Source organism: Aeromonas intestinalis (assembly GCF_054052485.1).
In genome coordinates this window covers 377,979-395,096 of the sequence record NZ_JBSTYK010000001.1, presented here as the reverse complement: position 1 = coordinate 395,096, position 17,118 = coordinate 377,979, and the positions used below count along the sequence as shown (strand labels likewise).

19 protein-coding genes are annotated in these 17,118 nt (G+C 61.9%); all 19 read left to right on the top strand.

Translation table 11 applies throughout. From position 1 onward, the window contains the following. Positions 1-11: 11 nt before the first annotated feature. The 19 genes from flhF (at position 12) to ACW5W7_RS01725 (ending at position 17,059) form a co-directional block, all read left to right on the top strand. Positions 12-1,433, top strand: a complete 1,422-nt coding sequence (gene flhF, locus ACW5W7_RS01815; protein WP_456500582.1) for a flagellar biosynthesis protein FlhF — start codon at positions 12-14, stop codon at positions 1,431-1,433. A gap of 1 nt (position 1,434) precedes the next feature. After that, entirely contained in the window at positions 1,435-2,310 is an 876-nt protein-coding gene (locus ACW5W7_RS01810) for a MinD/ParA family protein (protein ID WP_349922509.1), read from the top strand. Continuing rightward, positions 2,303-3,019 (top strand): RNA polymerase sigma factor FliA, encoded by a 717-nt coding sequence (locus ACW5W7_RS01805; protein WP_349918843.1) that lies wholly within the window; start codon positions 2,303-2,305, stop codon positions 3,017-3,019. The genes ACW5W7_RS01810 and ACW5W7_RS01805 overlap by 8 nt, the downstream gene beginning before the upstream one ends. A gap of 123 nt (positions 3,020-3,142) precedes the next feature. Continuing rightward, complete coding sequence (gene cheY, locus ACW5W7_RS01800; RefSeq protein WP_425266319.1) at positions 3,143-3,514, top strand: chemotaxis response regulator CheY; 372 nt, start codon at positions 3,143-3,145, stop codon at positions 3,512-3,514. 12 nt (positions 3,515-3,526) lie between these two features. Beyond that, positions 3,527-4,267: a protein phosphatase CheZ gene (locus ACW5W7_RS01795; RefSeq protein WP_349918841.1), complete on the top strand. Its 741-nt coding sequence runs from the start codon at positions 3,527-3,529 to the stop codon at positions 4,265-4,267. Between the two features lie 11 nt (positions 4,268-4,278). Continuing rightward, positions 4,279-6,471 (top strand): chemotaxis protein CheA, encoded by a 2,193-nt coding sequence (locus ACW5W7_RS01790; protein ID WP_456500581.1) that lies wholly within the window; start codon positions 4,279-4,281, stop codon positions 6,469-6,471. A gap of 32 nt (positions 6,472-6,503) precedes the next feature. Then, a complete protein-coding gene (locus tag ACW5W7_RS01785) occupies positions 6,504-7,628 on the top strand; it encodes a protein-glutamate methylesterase/protein-glutamine glutaminase (protein WP_456500580.1) in 1,125 nt (374 codons plus the stop codon). Continuing rightward, entirely contained in the window at positions 7,629-8,366 is a 738-nt protein-coding gene (locus ACW5W7_RS01780) for a flagellar motor protein (RefSeq protein WP_349918837.1), read from the top strand. It abuts the gene before it with no gap. An 83-nt stretch (positions 8,367-8,449) separates the two neighbouring features. Beyond that, a complete protein-coding gene (locus ACW5W7_RS01775) occupies positions 8,450-9,358 on the top strand; it encodes a flagellar motor protein MotB (protein WP_456500579.1) in 909 nt (302 codons plus the stop codon). Between the two features lie 4 nt (positions 9,359-9,362). Beyond that, the gene (locus tag ACW5W7_RS01770) at positions 9,363-10,157 is read left to right on the top strand and encodes a ParA family protein (RefSeq protein WP_456500578.1); all 795 of its coding nucleotides are present in this window, start codon (positions 9,363-9,365) and stop codon (positions 10,155-10,157) included. After that, positions 10,154-11,023: a chemotaxis protein CheW gene (locus tag ACW5W7_RS01765; protein WP_349918833.1), complete on the top strand. Its 870-nt coding sequence runs from the start codon at positions 10,154-10,156 to the stop codon at positions 11,021-11,023. The genes ACW5W7_RS01770 and ACW5W7_RS01765 overlap by 4 nt, the downstream gene beginning before the upstream one ends. 69 nt (positions 11,024-11,092) lie before the next feature. Beyond that, the gene (locus tag ACW5W7_RS01760; RefSeq protein WP_349918831.1) at positions 11,093-11,581 is read left to right on the top strand and encodes a chemotaxis protein CheW; all 489 of its coding nucleotides are present in this window, start codon (positions 11,093-11,095) and stop codon (positions 11,579-11,581) included. A gap of 65 nt (positions 11,582-11,646) precedes the next feature. Beyond that, positions 11,647-12,033, top strand: coding sequence for a DUF2802 domain-containing protein (locus ACW5W7_RS01755; protein WP_434663404.1), 387 nt, complete (start codon positions 11,647-11,649; stop codon positions 12,031-12,033). Positions 12,034-12,197: 164 nt separating this feature from the next. Continuing rightward, positions 12,198-12,833, top strand: a complete 636-nt coding sequence (ccmA, locus tag ACW5W7_RS01750) for a cytochrome c biogenesis heme-transporting ATPase CcmA (protein WP_434663401.1) — start codon at positions 12,198-12,200, stop codon at positions 12,831-12,833. Positions 12,834-12,836: 3 nt separating this feature from the next. Beyond that, positions 12,837-13,505 carry a heme exporter protein CcmB gene (ccmB, locus tag ACW5W7_RS01745; protein WP_349918826.1) on the top strand — a complete coding sequence of 223 codons (669 nt, stop codon included), beginning with the start codon at positions 12,837-12,839 and terminating at the stop codon, positions 13,503-13,505. A gap of 164 nt (positions 13,506-13,669) precedes the next feature. After that, positions 13,670-14,410, top strand: a complete 741-nt coding sequence (locus tag ACW5W7_RS01740; protein WP_456500577.1) for a heme ABC transporter permease — start codon at positions 13,670-13,672, stop codon at positions 14,408-14,410. 2 nt (positions 14,411-14,412) lie between these two features. After that, positions 14,413-14,619 (top strand): heme exporter protein CcmD, encoded by a 207-nt coding sequence (gene ccmD, locus ACW5W7_RS01735; RefSeq protein ID WP_011705300.1) that lies wholly within the window; start codon positions 14,413-14,415, stop codon positions 14,617-14,619. After that, on the top strand, positions 14,616-15,107 hold the full coding sequence (ccmE, locus tag ACW5W7_RS01730) for a cytochrome c maturation protein CcmE (protein ID WP_434663396.1): 492 nt from the start codon (positions 14,616-14,618) through the stop codon (positions 15,105-15,107). Before ccmD ends, ccmE begins: the two co-directional genes overlap by 4 nt. Beyond that, positions 15,104-17,059, top strand: coding sequence for a heme lyase CcmF/NrfE family subunit (locus ACW5W7_RS01725; RefSeq protein ID WP_349918822.1), 1,956 nt, complete (start codon positions 15,104-15,106; stop codon positions 17,057-17,059). The genes ccmE and ACW5W7_RS01725 overlap by 4 nt, the downstream gene beginning before the upstream one ends. Positions 17,060-17,118: the final 59 nt, after the last annotated feature.

The window sequence follows — 17,118 nt, the reverse complement described above, 5'->3', positions numbered from 1 at the left end:
GGAGATGACGGGTGAAGATTAAGCGGTTTTTTGCCAAAGACATGCGTACTGCGCTGGCCGAGGTCAAGGAGACTCTCGGGCCGGATGCTGTCATCATGTCCAACAAGAAGGTCACCGGTGGGGTGGAGATAGTCGCAGCCGTCGACTACCAGTCCCAGGTGCCCGGACCCAAGGATGCGCCGGTTCGCCGTCAGTTGAACGATGAGAGCGTCAATATCTCGTCTGCGGGCAAGCAGATGACGCGCCAGGCTCCCAAGGAGCAGAACGAATATTATGCCGATACCCTGGCCGCGCTGCTGGCGCGCCAGCAGAAGCTCAACCCCGCCAACCCGGCAGGGGAGAGGGGCAACAGCAACCAGTCTGCCGGTCTGGTGTCGGCCACTGCCGCCCCCAAGACCCTGGCGGAACAGGGCCAGTGGGGGGCTGCCCCCGAGCCTGCCAAGCCCAGGCCCCGTCCAGCGTCTCCGTCCCGCCCGGCTCAGGCTCCCCAGCGGGATCAGGAGATGGAAGGGATGCGCAAGGAGATGGCCAGCATCCGCAAGCTGCTGGAGCACCAGATCTCCGGTCTGATGTGGCAGGAGGTGGAGCGCCGCGAGCCGATGCGGGCCCTGCTCATCAAGGAGCTCAAGAAGATGGGCTTCGATGACGCCTTCTCCGATCAGCTGGCGGGTCTGATTCCGGAAGACATGCCCATCCATCAGGCCATGGCCCAGCTGGCCGAGGTGCTGACGGCCCAGCTCAAGATCAGCGAAGATGACATCTTGCGCCAGGGCGGCGCGGTGGCTCTGCTCGGCCCGACCGGGGTCGGCAAGACCACCACCATCGCCAAGCTGGCGGCCCGCTTTGCCATGAAGTACGGTGCCGAGCAGGTGGCACTCATCACCACGGACAACTACCGGATCGGTGCCCACGAGCAGTTGCAGACCTATGGTCGCATCATGGGTTGCCCGGTGCGCCAGGTGCGGGATGCCGAAGAGCTGGCCAATGCGCTCTACCAGTTCCGCAACCGCCGGCTGGTGCTTATCGATACCGCCGGGGTGGGGCAGCGGGATGTCCGTCTGACCGAGCAGCTCGATACCCTGGTCAAGAATGCCAAGATGCGGATTCGCAGCTATCTGGTCATGTCGGCCACCTCCCAGCGCCGGGTGATGCAGGAGGCGGTGGATCACTTCCGGCGTATTCCCCTGTCCGGCTGCATCCTGACCAAGCTCGACGAGAGCCTGAATCTGGGGGAAGTGATCAACGTCTGCATTCAAAATGCCCTGCCCATCAGCTACATCACCGATGGACAACGGGTGCCGGAAGACATTCAAGTTGCCAATGCGGCGCTGCTGGTCGGCGCCGCCATGGGTTCGCTGGAGCGAGAAGCGGAAGACCCCTATTTCTGGGGGGCTGGCTTTGGCGAGACCGAGGATTCGGAGTTTTATGAGTAACATGTATATGGATCAGGCGAGTGGTCTGCGCAAAATGCGTCAAAACAATAGAGTGAAAGTGATCGCCGTGTCCGGAGGCAAGGGGGGCGTGGGCAAAACCAACGTCACCCTGAACGTGGCGGGAGCCATGGCCGCCCAGGGCAAGCGGGTGATGGTGCTGGATGCCGACCTGGGTCTGGCCAACGTCGACGTCATGCTGGGGCTGCGGGTGCATCGCAACCTCTCCCACGTGCTGGCCGGCGAGTGCACCATCGATGACATCATCGTCGAGGGGCCCTATGGCATGATGATAGTGCCGGCGACCTCGGGTACCCAGTCCATGGTGGAGCTCTCCCCGGTACAACACGCCGAGCTCATCCGCGCCTTCGGGGAGATGAAGACCCAGGTGGACGTGCTGTTGGTGGACACGGCGGCGGGGATCTCCGACATGGTGCTGAGCTTTACCCGCGCCGCCCAGGACATCATGGTGGTGGTGTGCGACGAGCCCACTTCCATTACCGATGCCTATGCTCTCATCAAGATCCTCTCCAAGGATCACGGGGTGTTCCGCTTCAAGGTGGTGGCGAACATGGTGCGTTCCCTGCGCGAAGGGCAGGAGCTTTACGCCAAGCTGACCCGGGTCACCGATCGCTTCCTCGACACCTCTCTGGAGCTGGTGGCCTGCGTGCCTTACGACACCAACCTGCGCGCCGCCGTGCGCAAGCAGAAGCTGATCGTTGAGGCCTTCCCCAAGTCGCCGGCAGCCCTGGCGTTTCGCGCCCTGGCCAACAAGGCGGCGAGCTGGCCCATTCCGAACCAGCCGGGTGGTCACCTCGAGTTTTTCCTCGAGAATTTATTGCAAAAGCCGGTCATAGCACAGGAAGAGTCCCGTGAATAAAGCCCAAGCATACTTGCGTCATCAGGATTCCTACGTGCTGGTGGAGCGTCACGCTCCGCTGGTGAAACGGATTGCCCAGCATCTATTGGCTCGCCTGCCAAGCAGTGTCTTGCTGGATGACCTGATCCAGGCAGGTATGATTGGGCTGCTCGAAGCTTCCCGAAACTTTGACGGCAGCAAGGGCGCCAGCTTTGAGACCTACGCCGGCATCCGCATCCGCGGTGCCATGCTCGACGAGATCCGCCGTGGCGACTGGGTGCCCCGTTCGGTGCATCGCAACAGTCGCGCCATCGCCGAGGCCATCGAAAACGTGGAACAGGCCCACGGCCGTGATGCCAGGGATACGGAAGTGGCCTCCCAGATGGGAGTCTCCCTCGGTGATTACCACGCCATGCTGCAGGATGTCTCCTGCGGCAAGATCATCGGCATCGAGGATCTGGGGGTCAGCGAGGATGTGATAGGCCATCCCGATGACATCAGTCACGGCGGTTACGACGATTTGGCGGCCGAGCGCTTCCAGGGGGCCCTGGCGGAGCACATCGCCCGCTTGCCCGAGCGGGAAGCCCTGGTGCTTTCGCTGTATTACGACGAAGAATTGAACTTGCGTGAGATCGGTGAAGTATTGAGCGTGAGCGAGTCTCGCGTGAGCCAGATCCACAGTCAGGCCATGCACAGATTGCGGGCGCGCCTGCGAGATTGGAATTTATAAGTGGTTGTACTGGCTACACTGAGACCCAACTCTAAGGCATAATCCGCACCATTAACGCTACGTTCAGCATCATGTAAGTGAGCCGTCCTGACGGCTAATTAGGAGGGAATTTTGGACAAGAACATGAAAATCCTCATCGTCGATGATTTTTCAACGATGCGCCGGATTATCAAGAACTTGCTGCGTGACCTGGGATACAACAACACCCACGAAGCAGACGACGGCAACACGGCGCTGCCGATGCTCAAGAATGGCGACTACCAGTTTGTGGTCACCGATTGGAACATGCCGGGCATGCAGGGCATCGACCTGCTCAAGGCCATTCGCCTGGATGACAAACTCAAGCACCTGCCGGTCCTGATGGTCACTGCCGAAGCCAAGCGCGAGCAGATCATCGAAGCCGCTCAGGCCGGGGTCAATGGCTACATCGTCAAGCCGTTCACTGCCGCCACCCTCAAAGAGAAGCTCGACAAAATCTTCGAACGAATCGGCTAAGGAGTGGCAGGGATGAAGGCCAAAACGAGTGCCATGATCTCGCTCGAGCAGGCAAGGATGCTGGTTGCCCATCTGGAGCGCGAGGAGTTTGAACAGGCCGATACCATTCTCGCCGATGTGTGTGCCCCCAATGCGGCGACCCTGTTTGACAAGGTAGGGCAGCTGACCCGCCAGTTGCACAACTCTTTGCAGGACTTTCGCCTGGATCCCCGGATCCCGGATCTCGCCACCCACGAGATCCCCGATGCCCGGGAGCGCCTGAGCTATGTCATCGACATGACGGACAAGGCGGCCAACCGCACCATGGATGCGGTGGAGGCCAGTCTGCCGATCGCCGATCGTCTCAACGACAACATCCAGCTGGTTATGCCCAATTGGAATGCCTTGATGAGCCGGGAATTGGAACTGGGTCAATTCAAGGCGCTCTGCCATCAACTGAATGATTTCATTAAGGCTTCGGAGTCCGATGCCGATAAGTTACGTCAACTGCTGACGGAAATTCTGATGGCACAGGATTTCCAGGACTTGACCGGTCAGATGATCCGCAAGGTCATCAAGCTGGTGCAGGAAGTGGAAACAAAATTGATAGAGATGCTGACCATGTTTGGTGAGGCCGCCGGTGAACAGGTCACCCGCAGCCAGCCCGTGAGTGGCATCGAGGCAGAAGGCCCCATCATGAACCCCCAGACGCGGTCCGATGTGGTCAACGGTCAAGATGATGTGGACGATCTGCTGTCTAGCCTGGGATTTTAATGGAGTGACGCATGGCCTTCGAAGTTGATGAAGACATACTGCAAGACTTTTTGGTCGAAGCATCAGAAATATTGGAACAGTTGTCTGAGCAACTGGTCGACCTGGAAAAGCGACCCGATGACAAGAATCTGTTGAATGCCATTTTCCGCGGCTTCCATACCGTCAAGGGCGGGGCCGGCTTCCTCTCCCTGACCGAACTGGTGGACGTCTGCCACGGCGCCGAGAACATCTTCGATATCCTGCGCAACGGCAAGCGAAGCGTCACCGCCGAGCTGATGGATGTGATCCTGCAGGCGCTGGATGCCATCAACGTCATGTTCGCCCAGGTACAAAACCGGGAGCCCACCAGCCCGGCCTCTGACGAACTGCTGCACGACTTGCACGAGCTGTGCAAACCCGAGGGCCAGGAGCAATTGCTGACCGCCCGCGCTGCCGCTGTGCCACAACCCGAACCCGAGCCCGAACCGGAACCCGTCATGACAGCCCCTGAGGCCCCGACCGCCGTCAATGGCGGCGGCTCCATCGACGAGATCTCCGCCGATGAGTTCGAGCGCCTGCTGGACGAACTGCACGGTGTCGGCAAGGCGCCGACCATCTCCGCGTCTCCGGTGCTGAGTGACACAGGCGATATCACCGACGACGAATTCGAAGCCCTGCTCGACCAGCTGCACGGCCAGGGTCAGCACGGCGGCAAGCCGGATCTCGCCCCGCTGCAATCGGTGCAGCAGGAGGTGGACGACCTCATCGGCGACGACGAGTTCGAGCGCCTGCTCGATGAGTTGCATGGCCGTGGCCAGAGTCCGCAACATAGCATGGCTGCTCCGGCTGCTCCGGCTGCTCCGGCTGCTCCGGCTGCTCCGGCTGCTCCGGCTGCTCCGGCTGCTCCGGCAGCGACAACCCCACCGCCCGCCGCAGCTCCCGCCCAGGCAGCCAAACCGGCTCCCGCCGCCAAGCCTGCGCCAGCGCCGGTGGCCAAAGCTCCCCAGGCCTCGGCTGCAGCCAAGCCCGCTGCACCCGCCGAGAACAGTGCGGTGCAGAGCGATACCACGGTGCGGGTGGATACCAAGACCCTGGACGTCATCATGAACATGGTGGGTGAGCTGGTGCTGGTGCGTAACCGCCTGGTGAGCCTCGGCATCGCCAGCAATGACGAAGAGATGTCCAAGGCGGTGGCGAACCTGGATGTGGTGACGGCTGACCTGCAAGGGGCAGTCATGAAGACCCGCATGCAGCCCATCAAGAAGGTGTTCGGCCGCTTCCCGCGGGTGGTGCGCGACCTGGCCCGGACCCTCAAGAAAGATATCGAACTCATCATGGTCGGTGAGGACACGGATCTCGACAAGAACCTGGTGGAGGCCCTGGCCGATCCCCTGGTTCACCTGGTGCGCAACTCCTGCGATCACGGCGTCGAGATGCCGGATGTGCGGGAGAAGGCGGGCAAGCCCCGTCAGGGTACCATCACCCTGAGCGCTTCCCAGCAGGGAGATCACATCCTGCTCTGCATCGAGGACGATGGCGCCGGCATGGATCCGGAGAAGCTGAAATCCATCGCCATCAGTCGTGGCGTACTGGACGCCGACAGTGCAGCGCGCATGAGTGATAACGACGCCTACAACCTGATTTTTTCACCCGGTTTCTCTACAAAATCGGAGATTTCCGATATTTCCGGCCGTGGTGTCGGCATGGATGTGGTGAAAACCAGCATCGTCAGCCTCAATGGTTCCGTGCATATCGACTCCACCTGGGGCAAGGGCACTCGCCTCGAGATCAAGGTACCCCTCACTCTGGCCATCTTGCCGACCCTGATGGTGGAAGTGGGTCAGCAGACCTTTGCGCTGCCCCTTGGCTGCGTGAACGAGATTTTCCATCTGGATCTGAAGAAGGCCAACATGGTCGACGGTCAGCTCACCATCATAGTGCGCGACAAGGCCATCCCGCTGTTCTACCTGCACAAGTGGCTGGTGCGCGGCGCCAAGTCTGCCCGCCAGGACACCGGTCACGTGGTCATCGTCCAGATTGGCACCCAGCAGGTGGGCTTCGTGGTGGACAACCTCATCGGCCAGGAAGAGGTGGTCATCAAGCCCCTGGACAACCTGCTGCAAGGCACCCCGGGCATGGCGGGGGCCACCATCACCAGCGATGGCGGCATCGCCCTCATTCTGGATGTGCCCAGCCTGCTCAAGGCCTATGCACGTCGTCACTGATCGGTCTGGCCCAAGGAGTTAGAAAAAGCACAATGGCAGTCAAGGTATTAGTGGTCGACGATTCGAGTTTCTTCCGCCGCAGGGTGAGCGAGATCATCAATCAGGATCCCCTGATGACGGTGATCGACACGGCCCAGAACGGGCGGGAGGCGGTAGACAAGGCGCAGCAGTTGCGGCCCGATGTCATCACCATGGACATCGAGATGCCGGTGCTCGATGGCATCAGCGCCGTGCGCGAGATCATGGCCAAATGCCCGACGCCCATCCTGATGTTCTCCTCCCTGACCCACGACGGCGCCAAGGCGACCCTGGATGCGCTGGATGCCGGTGCCCTCGACTTTCTGCCCAAGAAGTTTGAAGACATCGCCCGCGACAAGGACGAAGCGGTCAGCCTGTTGCAGCAGCGGGTCAGGGAGATAGCCCGCAAGCGCTTCCTGATGGCGGCCAGGCCCAGAGCCCCAGAACCCGTGGCACGCCCCGTGCTGGGCGGCGCTGCCAGTACCACTGCTGCTGGTGTGGCCGTGCGCCCCGCCGAGCCGGTGCGAACGCCAAGTGCCCCCGCCAGCTTCAAGCGCAGTGGCAAGAGCTACCAGCTGGTGGCCATCGGGACCTCCACCGGTGGGCCGGTGGCGCTGCAAAATGTGCTGACCAAGTTGCCGGGGGATTTCCCCCATCCGATTTTGTTAATCCAGCATATGCCGGCGACCTTTACCGCCGCCTTCGCCGCCCGCCTCAACGGGTTGTGCCAGATCGGCGTCAAGGAGGCCGAAGATGGCGACGTGCTTAAACCCGGTCATGCCTATCTGGCTCCCGGTGGCAAGCAGATGCTGCTGGAGGGGCGTGGCCCCGGTTCGCGCATCCGCATCCTGGATGGCAACGACAAGGTCAACTACAAGCCCTGTGTCGACATCACCTTCGCCTCCGCCGCCAAGATCTACGGGGACAAGGTGTTGGCGATCGTGCTGACCGGCATGGGGGCCGATGGTCGGGATGGGGCTCGCCTGCTGAAAGAGCAAGGGGCTACCATCTGGGCGCAGGATGAAGCCTCCTGCGTCGTTTATGGCATGCCCCAGGCGGTCGCCAAGGCGGGCATCGCCAGTGAATCCCTGCCGCTGGACAGGGTCGCCCAGCGCATCCTGGTCGAGTTGGGCCGCTAGATGGGTATGCTCGGCCTGGTGCTTGCGCTGGCTGCCCTGGCGATTGCCCAGTGGTGGCACGGGGGCAGCCTGCTGACCCTGCTCGACGGCCCGGCCTTCGTCATCGTGGTCGGCGGCACCTGGGGGGCGGTGATCCTGCAGACCCCCCGCAAATACATGCTGGCGGCCTTGAAGCAGGCCCGCTGGATGCTGTTCCCGCCCCAGTGGGATCTCCCTGCGCAGGCCGAACGGCTGCAGACCTGGGCCCAGTTTGCCCGCCAGCAAGGCTTGCTGGCACTGGAGAACCAGGCGGAGGAGGAGCTTGAACCCTTCACCCGTCAGGGGCTCACCATGATAGTGGACGGGGTCGCCATCGAGGATCTGCGCCGCCTATTGGAGGCCGACATCGACATCGAGCAGGAGCGCAACGAGCACGCGGCCCGGGTGTTCGAAGCCATGGGGGGGTACAGCCCGACCATCGGCATCATAGGGGCGGTGATCGGCCTCATCCAGGCCATGTTCCACCTGGAGGAGCCGGGTACGCTCGGGGCCGGAATTGCCATCGCCTTCGTCGCAACCATCTACGGGGTGGGGTTTGCGAACCTCATTTATCTGCCCATTGCCAATCGCCTCAGGGCATTCCACTACCATTACGGTCTCTATCAGGAGATGACGCTGGAGGGGCTGCTGGCCATCGCCCACGGGGAGAACGGTCTGCAGGTTGAACGGCGGTTACGGGCTTATCTGAAAGGGGAGTAGTCGATCCTTGGCACTCGTCCAGAGGGAGACCGATTGGCAGCGCAAAGGCGGTTACGGGTTATCTGATTGAAGGGGGAATAGCCATGCGCAAGCGCTACCGTTTGCACCTGCAGGGACGAGAACATCTCGACCGCTGGCTGGTCTCCTACGCCGATTACATGACCCTCATCTTCGCCCTTTTCGTGGTGCTCTACTCCGTTGCCATCGTCAACAAGGAGCAATACCGTGCCGTCATCGAGGGGATGACCCAGGCCTTCAACCAGATCCCGCGCAGCGACGGTCTGCTGGAGGGGCAGGGCAAGTCCCTGCTGGATCATGCGGTATCGGCGGCCCCCAGCCTGCTGGAGAGCCAGGCCTCTCCGGCCCCCTCCCTTGCCCCCATCACCGGTACCCCTGTCCAGCAGGATGGGGCCTCCCTTGCCGCCATCGACGTGCAGTTGCAGCAGACCATGGGCTCCTTGGTGGAGGCGGGGGTGGTCAAGATCACCCAGGATGACAACTGGCTGACGGTGGAGCTCAGCGCCGGCCTGCTGTTCAACAGTGGCAGTGCCTTCCTCGGTCCCAATGCGGCGCCCGTGCTCGATACGCTTTCAGGTATTTTGAAGCCGGTCGATAACTATGTCAGGGTGCGGGGCTATACGGACAACGAACCGATTCACAACGAGATGTTCAGCTCCAATTGGGCGCTCTCTGCGGCGAGGGCCGAGGCCGTACTCGGGGCCCTGATCACAAAAGGGATAGTGCCCCAGCGCCTCGCCTATGAAGCCTATGGGGAATTCTCCCCCGTGGCCGATAACGGTACTGAACAGGGGCGGCTACAGAATCGCAAGGTGGTGGTCGCCATATCCAGGTTCGCCTGGGTCGCACCTGCTCCCGCCCAGCCCCAGGCACAAGCTCCGGCTGCGACAGCGCCTGCTGCGGTGGACAGCGAAGACGTCAGAGTCGTGACGCTGCCCGGTGGCGGCATACGCATAACAACAAGACAGGATTGATACATTGATCGTTTGGACGGTAGCCAATCAGAAAGGTGGTGTCGGTAAAACCACCACAGTGGTCTCTCTCGCGGGCATTCTGGCTCAGAAGGGCCTGCGCGTGCTGCTGATCGACACCGATCCTCACGCCTCCCTGACCTCCTATCTCGATTTTGATTCGGACCGGCTGGAGGGGACTCTGTACGAGCTGTTCCAGGCAGCCAAGCCGAGCAGTGAGCTGGTCAATCGCATGACCCTCAAGACCAAGTTCGAGAACATCAGCCTGCTGCCGGCCTCCATCACCCTGGCGACCCTGGACAGGGTCATGGGCAACCGGGAGGGGATGGGGCTGGTGCTCAAGCGGGCGCTGCTGCGGGTGCAGTATCAATATGACTACGTGCTCATCGACTGCCCGCCGGTGCTGGGGGTGATGATGGTCAACGCCCTGGCTGCCTGCGATCGCATCCTGGTGCCGGTACAGACCGAATTCCTGGCCCTGAAAGGCCTCGAGCGGATGATGAAGACCTTCGAGATCATGCAGCGCTCCAAGCGGGACAAGTTCCGCTATACCGTGATCCCGACCATGTTCGACAAGCGCACCCGAGCCTCCCTGATGACGTTGCAGTCCATCAAGGAGCAGTATGGCGAGGCGGTGTGGAATGCCGTCATCCCCATTGACACCAAATTCCGGGATGCCAGTTTGCTGCACATCCCCCCGTCCATCTATGCGCCGGGCAGCCGAGGCACCTATGCCTATGAGACCTTGCTCAACTATCTCGACGCCCTGGAGCGTCAACGGAACCATGAGGTGACAGCATGAGAGAGACCACCCAGGTTCGGGCCATGGATGATTACTTCCACTCCCTGCTGCTGGACGATGCCCTGCTGCGGGAGAATCTGGACGATGAGGCTCCGGCGCCAGCCCTGCAGCGTCAGCCCGTCGTGCACAACGAGGTGGCGGCGCCCTATCGGGAGGCCGATACCCGGCTGGAGCAGCTGAGCGAGCTGCTGGCCCAGGTGAGCCAGGTGCAGGACGAGATGGAGGTGCTGAACCATGAGGAGGTCCATGTCGAGGCCTTCCAGTTGGAGGCCAGCGAACAGGCGCTCGTCGAGGAGGTTCAGCCCGCGTTCACACCAGACGCTATCACAGCTGTCATGGTGGAGCCCGTCACCGAGCTGGTGACCGAGCCTGAGGTGGCCCTGGTAACCGAGGTGGCGCCGGCCCCCGCTCAATGGGAAAATCTGGACACCGGCAACGAGTTTCAGGCCCTCTTCTTCGACGTGGCCGGGGTCACCTTCGCGGTGCCCCTGACCGAGCTCGGCGGCATCCATCAGCTGGGGGAGGTGACCTCCCTGTTCGGCCAACCGGCCTGGTATCGCGGCATCATGGCGTCCCGGGAGCAGAAGATGAACGTGGTGGACACGGCGCTCTGGGTGATGCCGGAGCAGACGCTGGAGGTTCCCGAATACAAGTATCTGATCATGCTGGGAGAGTCTCCCTGGGGTCTGGCCTGCCATCAGCTCAAGGGCACGGAGCTGCTGCGCCGGGATCAGGTAAAATGGCGCCATCAGGAGGGCAAGCGCCCCTGGCTGGCGGGCATGGTCAAGGAGAAGATGTGTGCCTTGCTCCACGTCAGGGAGCTGCTGGTGCTGCTCGGTCGTGGTGTGAACATTGAAGGTCGCTGATAACATCGGCACTTGCGTGATTTTATTGCTAATTTTACCCGTTGACGGGTTCATAAAAGGATCAGGAACATGACAGACAAGCGCAATATTGCCCAGAATCTGGCGGAAGACGAAGTGCTGCAGTGGGTGACCTTCCAGCTGGAAAACGAAACCTATGGCATCAACGTGATGCAGGTGCAGGAAGTGTTGCGCTACACCGAGATCGCCCCCGTGCCCGGCGCCCCCGACTATGTGCTCGGCATCATCAACCTGCGTGGCAACGTGGTGACCGTCATCGATACCCGTTCCCGCTTCGGCCTGCCGGCCGGGGACGTGAGCGAGAACTCCCGCATCGTCATCATCGAGGCGGAGAAGCAGGTGATCGGCATCATGGTGGACAGCGTGGCCGAGGTCGTCTATCTGCGTTCCTCCGAAATTGACGCTGCACCGGCGGTGGGCACCGAGGAGAGCGCCAAGTTCATCCAGGGGGTGAGCAACCGTGACGGCCAGTTGCTGATCCTGGTGGATCTCAACAAGCTGCTTTCCGACGAAGAGTGGGAAGATATCGGTTCCCTCTGAGCTTGGCATGAAGACCACGAGAGCAACGCCCTGGCGCGGCTCTCCACTACAAAGGTGATGGTTTGATGATTGAATATGCCGCCTTGGGGTTGTCCTTGCTGGCGCTGGTGCTGGCCCTTTACGGGGTATTGGGTCTGCGCCGCGCCCGGCAAGAGTCCGAGGCCAAGGTCGACGCGCTCAAGGGGCAGCTCGAGAGTCTGCGCAAGCAGATGATGGAGCTGCACACCGGTGCCATCGGCATGGGTCAGCGCCTGCAGTCGGCGGAAGGGGCCATGCAGAAGATCCAGGACAGCCAGCAGGAACTGACCCTGCAGGATCCGGAGCGCCGCCTCTACAGCCGCGCCGCCAAGATGGTGGAGCTCGGCGCCGATCTCGACGAGGTGATGAGCGAATGCGAGTTGCCGCAGGCGGAAGCCGAGCTGCTGATCTCCTTGCGCAAGGGTCGCCCCTGAATCCGGAGGGGGAGGCGCCCGCTTCCCCCTTGTCCCTGCCATAAAATCCCGCACCGGGGCGCGATCTTCCCCACAAATCCTGTTGATAATCGGCATCTTTGAAAAGACGCTCTGCAAACCTGTGTTAATATGCAGGCCGCTTCATTCTCGATGATTAAATCCTCATGCTGCTTCAAGCCAACAATCTGAGCTGCGTGCGTGAAGATCGCACCTTGTTTGAACACCTCTCCTTTGCGGTTTCGGCGGGCGATCTGATGCAGATTGAGGGCCCCAACGGGGTCGGCAAGACCAGCCTGTTGCGGCTGTTGACCGGACTCTCCCAACCCTTCGCGGGGGAGGTGTGCTGGAACGGCGAGAACATTCGCCGCTGCCGGGATGAATATCACGCCAGCTTGCTCTACCTGGGCCATCAGCCCGGTGTCAAGGCGACCCTGACCCCCCTCGAGAACCTCGCCTTCTACCAGAAACTGCACAGCACCCAGGCCAGTTCCGTGGATCTGTGGCAGGTACTGGCCCAGGTCGGTCTCGCCGGGTTCGAGGATTATCCCGCCGGTCAGCTCTCCGCCGGTCAGCAGCGGCGGGTGGCCCTGGCCCGGCTCTGGCTGTCCGAGGCACCCGCGCTCTGGATCCTGGATGAGCCCTTCACCGCCATCGACAAGCAGGGGGTCAAGGTGCTTGAACGCCTGTTCCTGACCCACGCGGATCGGGGCGGCATGGTGGTGCTCACCACCCATCAGGATCTGACCCTGATGCAAGGACGCCTGAAGACCCTCTCCCTCACCCCCTTGCTGCAGGACTGAAGGATGCTCAGCGCCGTATTCACCCTTATCCAGCGGGAACTGCTGATGGCGCTGCGCCAGCGCGCCGACATCTTCAATCCGCTCTGGTTCTTTCTCATCGTCATCACCCTGTTTCCCCTCGGCATCGGGCCCGAGCCCCAGCTGCTGGCCCGCATAGCTCCCGGCATCATCTGGGTGGCGGCCCTGCTCGCCGCCATGCTCTCCCTCGAGCGGCTGTTTCGGGATGACTTCAGCGACGGCGCCCTCGAGCAGATGATGCTGATGCCTCATCCGCTGGGGCTGCTGGCCCTGGCGAAAGTAATCGCTCACTGGTTGCTGACCGGGCTGCCCCTGCTGCTGGTCTCTCCGCTGCTCGCCATCCTGCTCTCCCTGGACATGAAGACCTATCTGGCCGTGGTGCTCACCCTGGCGCTCGGTACTCCGGTGCTGAGTCTGTTGGGGGCTGTCGGGGTGGCGCTGACGGCGGGGCTGCGCAAGGGGGGGGTGCTGCTCAGCCTGCTGCTGCTGCCGCTCTATATCCCTGTGCTGATCTTTGCCACCTCCGCCATCGATGCGGCCAGTATGGGGCTGCCCTATGGGGGCCAGCTCGCGATCCTGGGGGCCATGCTGGTGGGGGCCATCACCCTGACGCCGCTGGCGATCTCCGCCGCGCTCAGGGTCAGCGTCAACTGATTAATTACTGGAAAAGGCTTCTTTTAGGCCCGTTTTGAGAACGTATAATTGAGATAGATCAAGGGGATGGCTGCTTATTGCTTTCGGGGGATATGATGTTTCCCGGCAGTGGGTATGGTAGGCCTCGCCACTATAAAATTAATAACTGAAAGGTTTTGTGAGCTATGTGGAAATGGTTGCACCCTTATGCCAAACCCGAGCGGGCCTACCGGCTGGCCGGGACCCTGCTGCCCTGGTTTGCGGTGACGAGTCTGCTCGCCTTCATCATAGGCACCGCCTGGGGACTGGCCTTTGCCCCCGCGGATTACCAGCAGGGTGACTCCTTTCGGATCATCTACATCCATGTGCCCTCCGCCATCCTCTCCATGGGGGCTTACTCCACCATGGCGGTGGCCGCCTTCATCGGCCTGGTGTGGCAACTGCGCATGGCGGACATGACGGTGGCCGCCATTGCGCCCGTGGGGGCCATGTTCACCTTCATCGCGCTCTTTACCGGTGCCGCCTGGGGCAAGCCCATGTGGGGTACCTGGTGGGTCTGGGATGCCCGCCTCACCTCGGAGCTCATCCTGCTGTTTCTCTATCTGGGCGTCATCGCGCTCTACAACGCCTTCAGCGACAAGGTGGTGGCGGGCCGCGCCGCCGGCATCCTGGCGCTGGTGGGGGTGATCAACCTGCCCATCATCCACTACTCGGTGGAGTGGTGGAACACCTTGCACCAGGGAGCCACCATCACCAAGTTCGACAAACCGTCCATCTCCGCCGAGATGCTGTGGCCGCTGCTCATCATGATACTGGCGTTCACCACCTTCCTCGGTGCCCTGACCCTGATGCGTTTTCGCAATGAACTCTTGATGCGGGAGTGGCATCGCCCCTGGGTCAAAGAGATTGCCGAGCAGGAGAAGTAAGCATGCACTTTGCCTCGTTCAGTGACTTCCTGGCCATGGGGGGCTACGCCTTCTACGTCTGGCTCTCTTTCGGCCTGACCCTGCTCTGCCTGGTCGGCATCGTCATTTCCACCCGAATGAAAACCCGTGCCCTGCTCGGCGAGCTGCGCAACAAACAGGCCCGGGAGGCCCGCCGCAAGGCGGCCCAGCAGATGGAGAACACCCTATGAACCCGAGACGCAAGAAACGCCTCACCATCATACTGGCGATCAGCCTCGGCCTTGCCAGCGTGACCGGGCTGGTACTCTATGCCCTCAGCCAGAACATCGATCTCTTCTATACCCCGAGCGAATTGGTGGAAGGCAAGGGGCCGGACAAGATCAAGCCCGAAGAGGGGCAGCGGCTGCGCATCGGCGGTCTGGTGGTTCCGGGGTCCGTGGTGCGGGATCCCCAGAGCCTCAAGGTCGAATTCAAGCTGATCGACAATGGCGGCCATCTGGTGACGGTGGAATTTGACGGCATACTGCCGGATCTGTTCCGGGAAGGGCAGGGCATCGTCGCCCAGGGCACCCTCAAGGATGCCACCACGGTCGCCGCCTTCGAGGTACTGGCCAAGCACGATGAGAACTACATGCCGCCAGAGGTAGCCGATGCCACCAATGGCATGCATTTCAAACCCGAGTACACCGACGCGCAGTTGAAGGGAGCCAAACAATGATCCCTGAACTCGGTCAATTCGCGCTGATCCTGGCCTTCGCCACCGCCTTGCTGCTGGGCAGTTATCCGCTGATCGGCGCCCAGTGGGGGCGCCTTGGCATGATGTCGGCGGCTCGCCCGCTTGCCTATACCCAGTTCCTGCTGCTGCTGCTGTCGTTCCTCTGCCTGACCTGGGCCTTCGTGGACAACGACTTCACCGTGCAGTACGTGGCTACCAACTCCAACAGCCTGCTGCCCCTTGCCTATCGCATCTCGGCGGTGTGGGGCGCCCATGAAGGTTCCCTGCTGCTCTGGGTGCTGACGCTGGGGGGCTGGACCGCCGCCGTGGCCCTGTTCAGCCGCCGCCTGCCGCTCGATGCGGTGGCGCGGGTGCTGGGGGTGCTCGGCCTCATCTCGGTGGGCTTCACCGCCTTCGTGCTGTTCACCTCCGACCCCTTCACCCGTACCTTGCCGTACTTCCCGGTGGACGGGCGCGATCTCAACCCGCTGCTGCAGGATCCCGGCCTCATCTTCCACCCGCCCATGCTCTACATGGGTTATGTGGGCTTCTCGGTGGCGTTTGCCTTTGCCATCGCCTCCCTGATGACGGGTCGCCTCGACGCCACCTGGGCGCGCTGGTCCCGTCCCTGGACCATGGCGGCCTGGGTCTTCCTGACCCTCGGCATCGTGCTCGGCTCCTGGTGGGCCTATTACGAACTCGGCTGGGGCGGCTGGTGGTTCTGGGATCCGGTTGAAAACGCATCCTTCATGCCCTGGCTGGCGGGCACGGCCCTGCTGCATTCTCTGGCGGTGAGCGAGAAGCGCGCCACCTTCAAGGCCTGGACAGTATTGCTGGCGCTCTCGGCCTTCTCCTTGAGCCTGCTCGGCACCTTCCTGGTGCGCTCCGGCGTGCTGGTATCGGTGCATGCGTTCGCTTCGGATCCGACCCGCGGTCTGTTTATTCTGGGCTTCCTGCTGGCGGTGATCGGCAGCTCCCTGCTGCTGTTTGCCTTCAAGGGCTCCCAGGTGAAGAGCCACGGCAAGCATGAGCTGTGGAGCCGGGAGACCCTGCTGCTTGGCAATAACATCCTGCTGGTGGCGGGCCTCTTGACCGTGCTGCTCGGCACCCTGCTGCCGCTGGTGCACAAGGAGCTGGGGCTTGGCAGCATCTCCATCGGCACCCCCTTCTTCAACCATATCTACAGCTGGCTCATCATCCCCTTCGCCCTGCTGCTCGGCCTCGGTCCCCTGTTCCGCTGGCGCCGTCAGGAGATTGGTGAGCTCAAGGGCAAGGTGGTGCTGGCCCTGGTGCTGAGCGTGGTGGCCGCCTTCGGATTGCCTTATCTGTATGCGGAGTCGTTCAAGCCCTGGGCGGCGCTCGGCATCGGTCTCGGGGTCTGGATCATCGTCACCAGCCTGCAGGAGACCTGGGTGCGCGCCACCCACAAGCACGGCTTCGCCACCGGGGTGCGCAAGCTGGGCAACAGCCACTGGGCCATGATCCTGGGCCACGTGGGGCTCGCGGTCAGCATCATCGGCATCGCCTGTACCCAGAACTACAGCATCGAGAAGGACCTGCGCATGCAGGCCGGCGATCGGGTGCACTTTGCCGATTACGAGTTCGTCTTCACCGGCATCGCCGAGAAGAACGGCCCCAACTACGACGGTTTCAAGGGGGTGCTGGAAGTGCACCGGGATGGCAAGCAGGTGGCCACCTTGAAACCCGAGAAGCGGATGTACACCGTGAGCCGCATGCCGATGACGGAAGCCGCCATCGATGCGGGCATCACCCGGGATCTCTATGCAGCGCTCGGCGAGCAGCTCGACAACGGCGCCTGGGCGGTGCGGATCTACTACAAGCCATTCGTGCGCTGGATCTGGTTCGGTGGCGTCTTCATGGCCATCGGCGGCGTGCTGGCCATGCTGGACAAGCGCTATCGTTTCGGTCGTCGTGAAGAGGAGTCCAAGTCATGAGGCACCGTAAAACCGGCTTGTTTCCGACCTTTTTTAATGACAATCACCGCTTCCATGGC

Coding starts and splice junctions, on each gene's coding strand:
- ACW5W7_RS01810 (WP_349922509.1), top strand. CDS start 1,435: ATGTATATGGATCAGGCGAGTGGTCTGCGCAAAATGCGTCAAAACAAT.
- cheY (WP_425266319.1), top strand. CDS start 3,143: ATGAAAATCCTCATCGTCGATGATTTTTCAACGATGCGCCGGATTATC.
- ACW5W7_RS01795 (WP_349918841.1), top strand. CDS start 3,527: ATGAAGGCCAAAACGAGTGCCATGATCTCGCTCGAGCAGGCAAGGATG.
- ACW5W7_RS01790 (WP_456500581.1), top strand. CDS start 4,279: ATGGCCTTCGAAGTTGATGAAGACATACTGCAAGACTTTTTGGTCGAA.
- ACW5W7_RS01785 (WP_456500580.1), top strand. CDS start 6,504: ATGGCAGTCAAGGTATTAGTGGTCGACGATTCGAGTTTCTTCCGCCGC.
- ACW5W7_RS01780 (WP_349918837.1), top strand. CDS start 7,629: ATGGGTATGCTCGGCCTGGTGCTTGCGCTGGCTGCCCTGGCGATTGCC.
- ACW5W7_RS01775 (WP_456500579.1), top strand. CDS start 8,450: ATGCGCAAGCGCTACCGTTTGCACCTGCAGGGACGAGAACATCTCGAC.
- ACW5W7_RS01765 (WP_349918833.1), top strand. CDS start 10,154: ATGAGAGAGACCACCCAGGTTCGGGCCATGGATGATTACTTCCACTCC.
- ACW5W7_RS01760 (WP_349918831.1), top strand. CDS start 11,093: ATGACAGACAAGCGCAATATTGCCCAGAATCTGGCGGAAGACGAAGTG.
- ACW5W7_RS01755 (WP_434663404.1), top strand. CDS start 11,647: ATGATTGAATATGCCGCCTTGGGGTTGTCCTTGCTGGCGCTGGTGCTG.
- ccmA (WP_434663401.1), top strand. CDS start 12,198: ATGCTGCTTCAAGCCAACAATCTGAGCTGCGTGCGTGAAGATCGCACC.
- ccmB (WP_349918826.1), top strand. CDS start 12,837: ATGCTCAGCGCCGTATTCACCCTTATCCAGCGGGAACTGCTGATGGCG.
- ACW5W7_RS01740 (WP_456500577.1), top strand. CDS start 13,670: ATGTGGAAATGGTTGCACCCTTATGCCAAACCCGAGCGGGCCTACCGG.
- ccmD (WP_011705300.1), top strand. CDS start 14,413: ATGCACTTTGCCTCGTTCAGTGACTTCCTGGCCATGGGGGGCTACGCC.
- ccmE (WP_434663396.1), top strand. CDS start 14,616: ATGAACCCGAGACGCAAGAAACGCCTCACCATCATACTGGCGATCAGC.
- ACW5W7_RS01725 (WP_349918822.1), top strand. CDS start 15,104: ATGATCCCTGAACTCGGTCAATTCGCGCTGATCCTGGCCTTCGCCACC.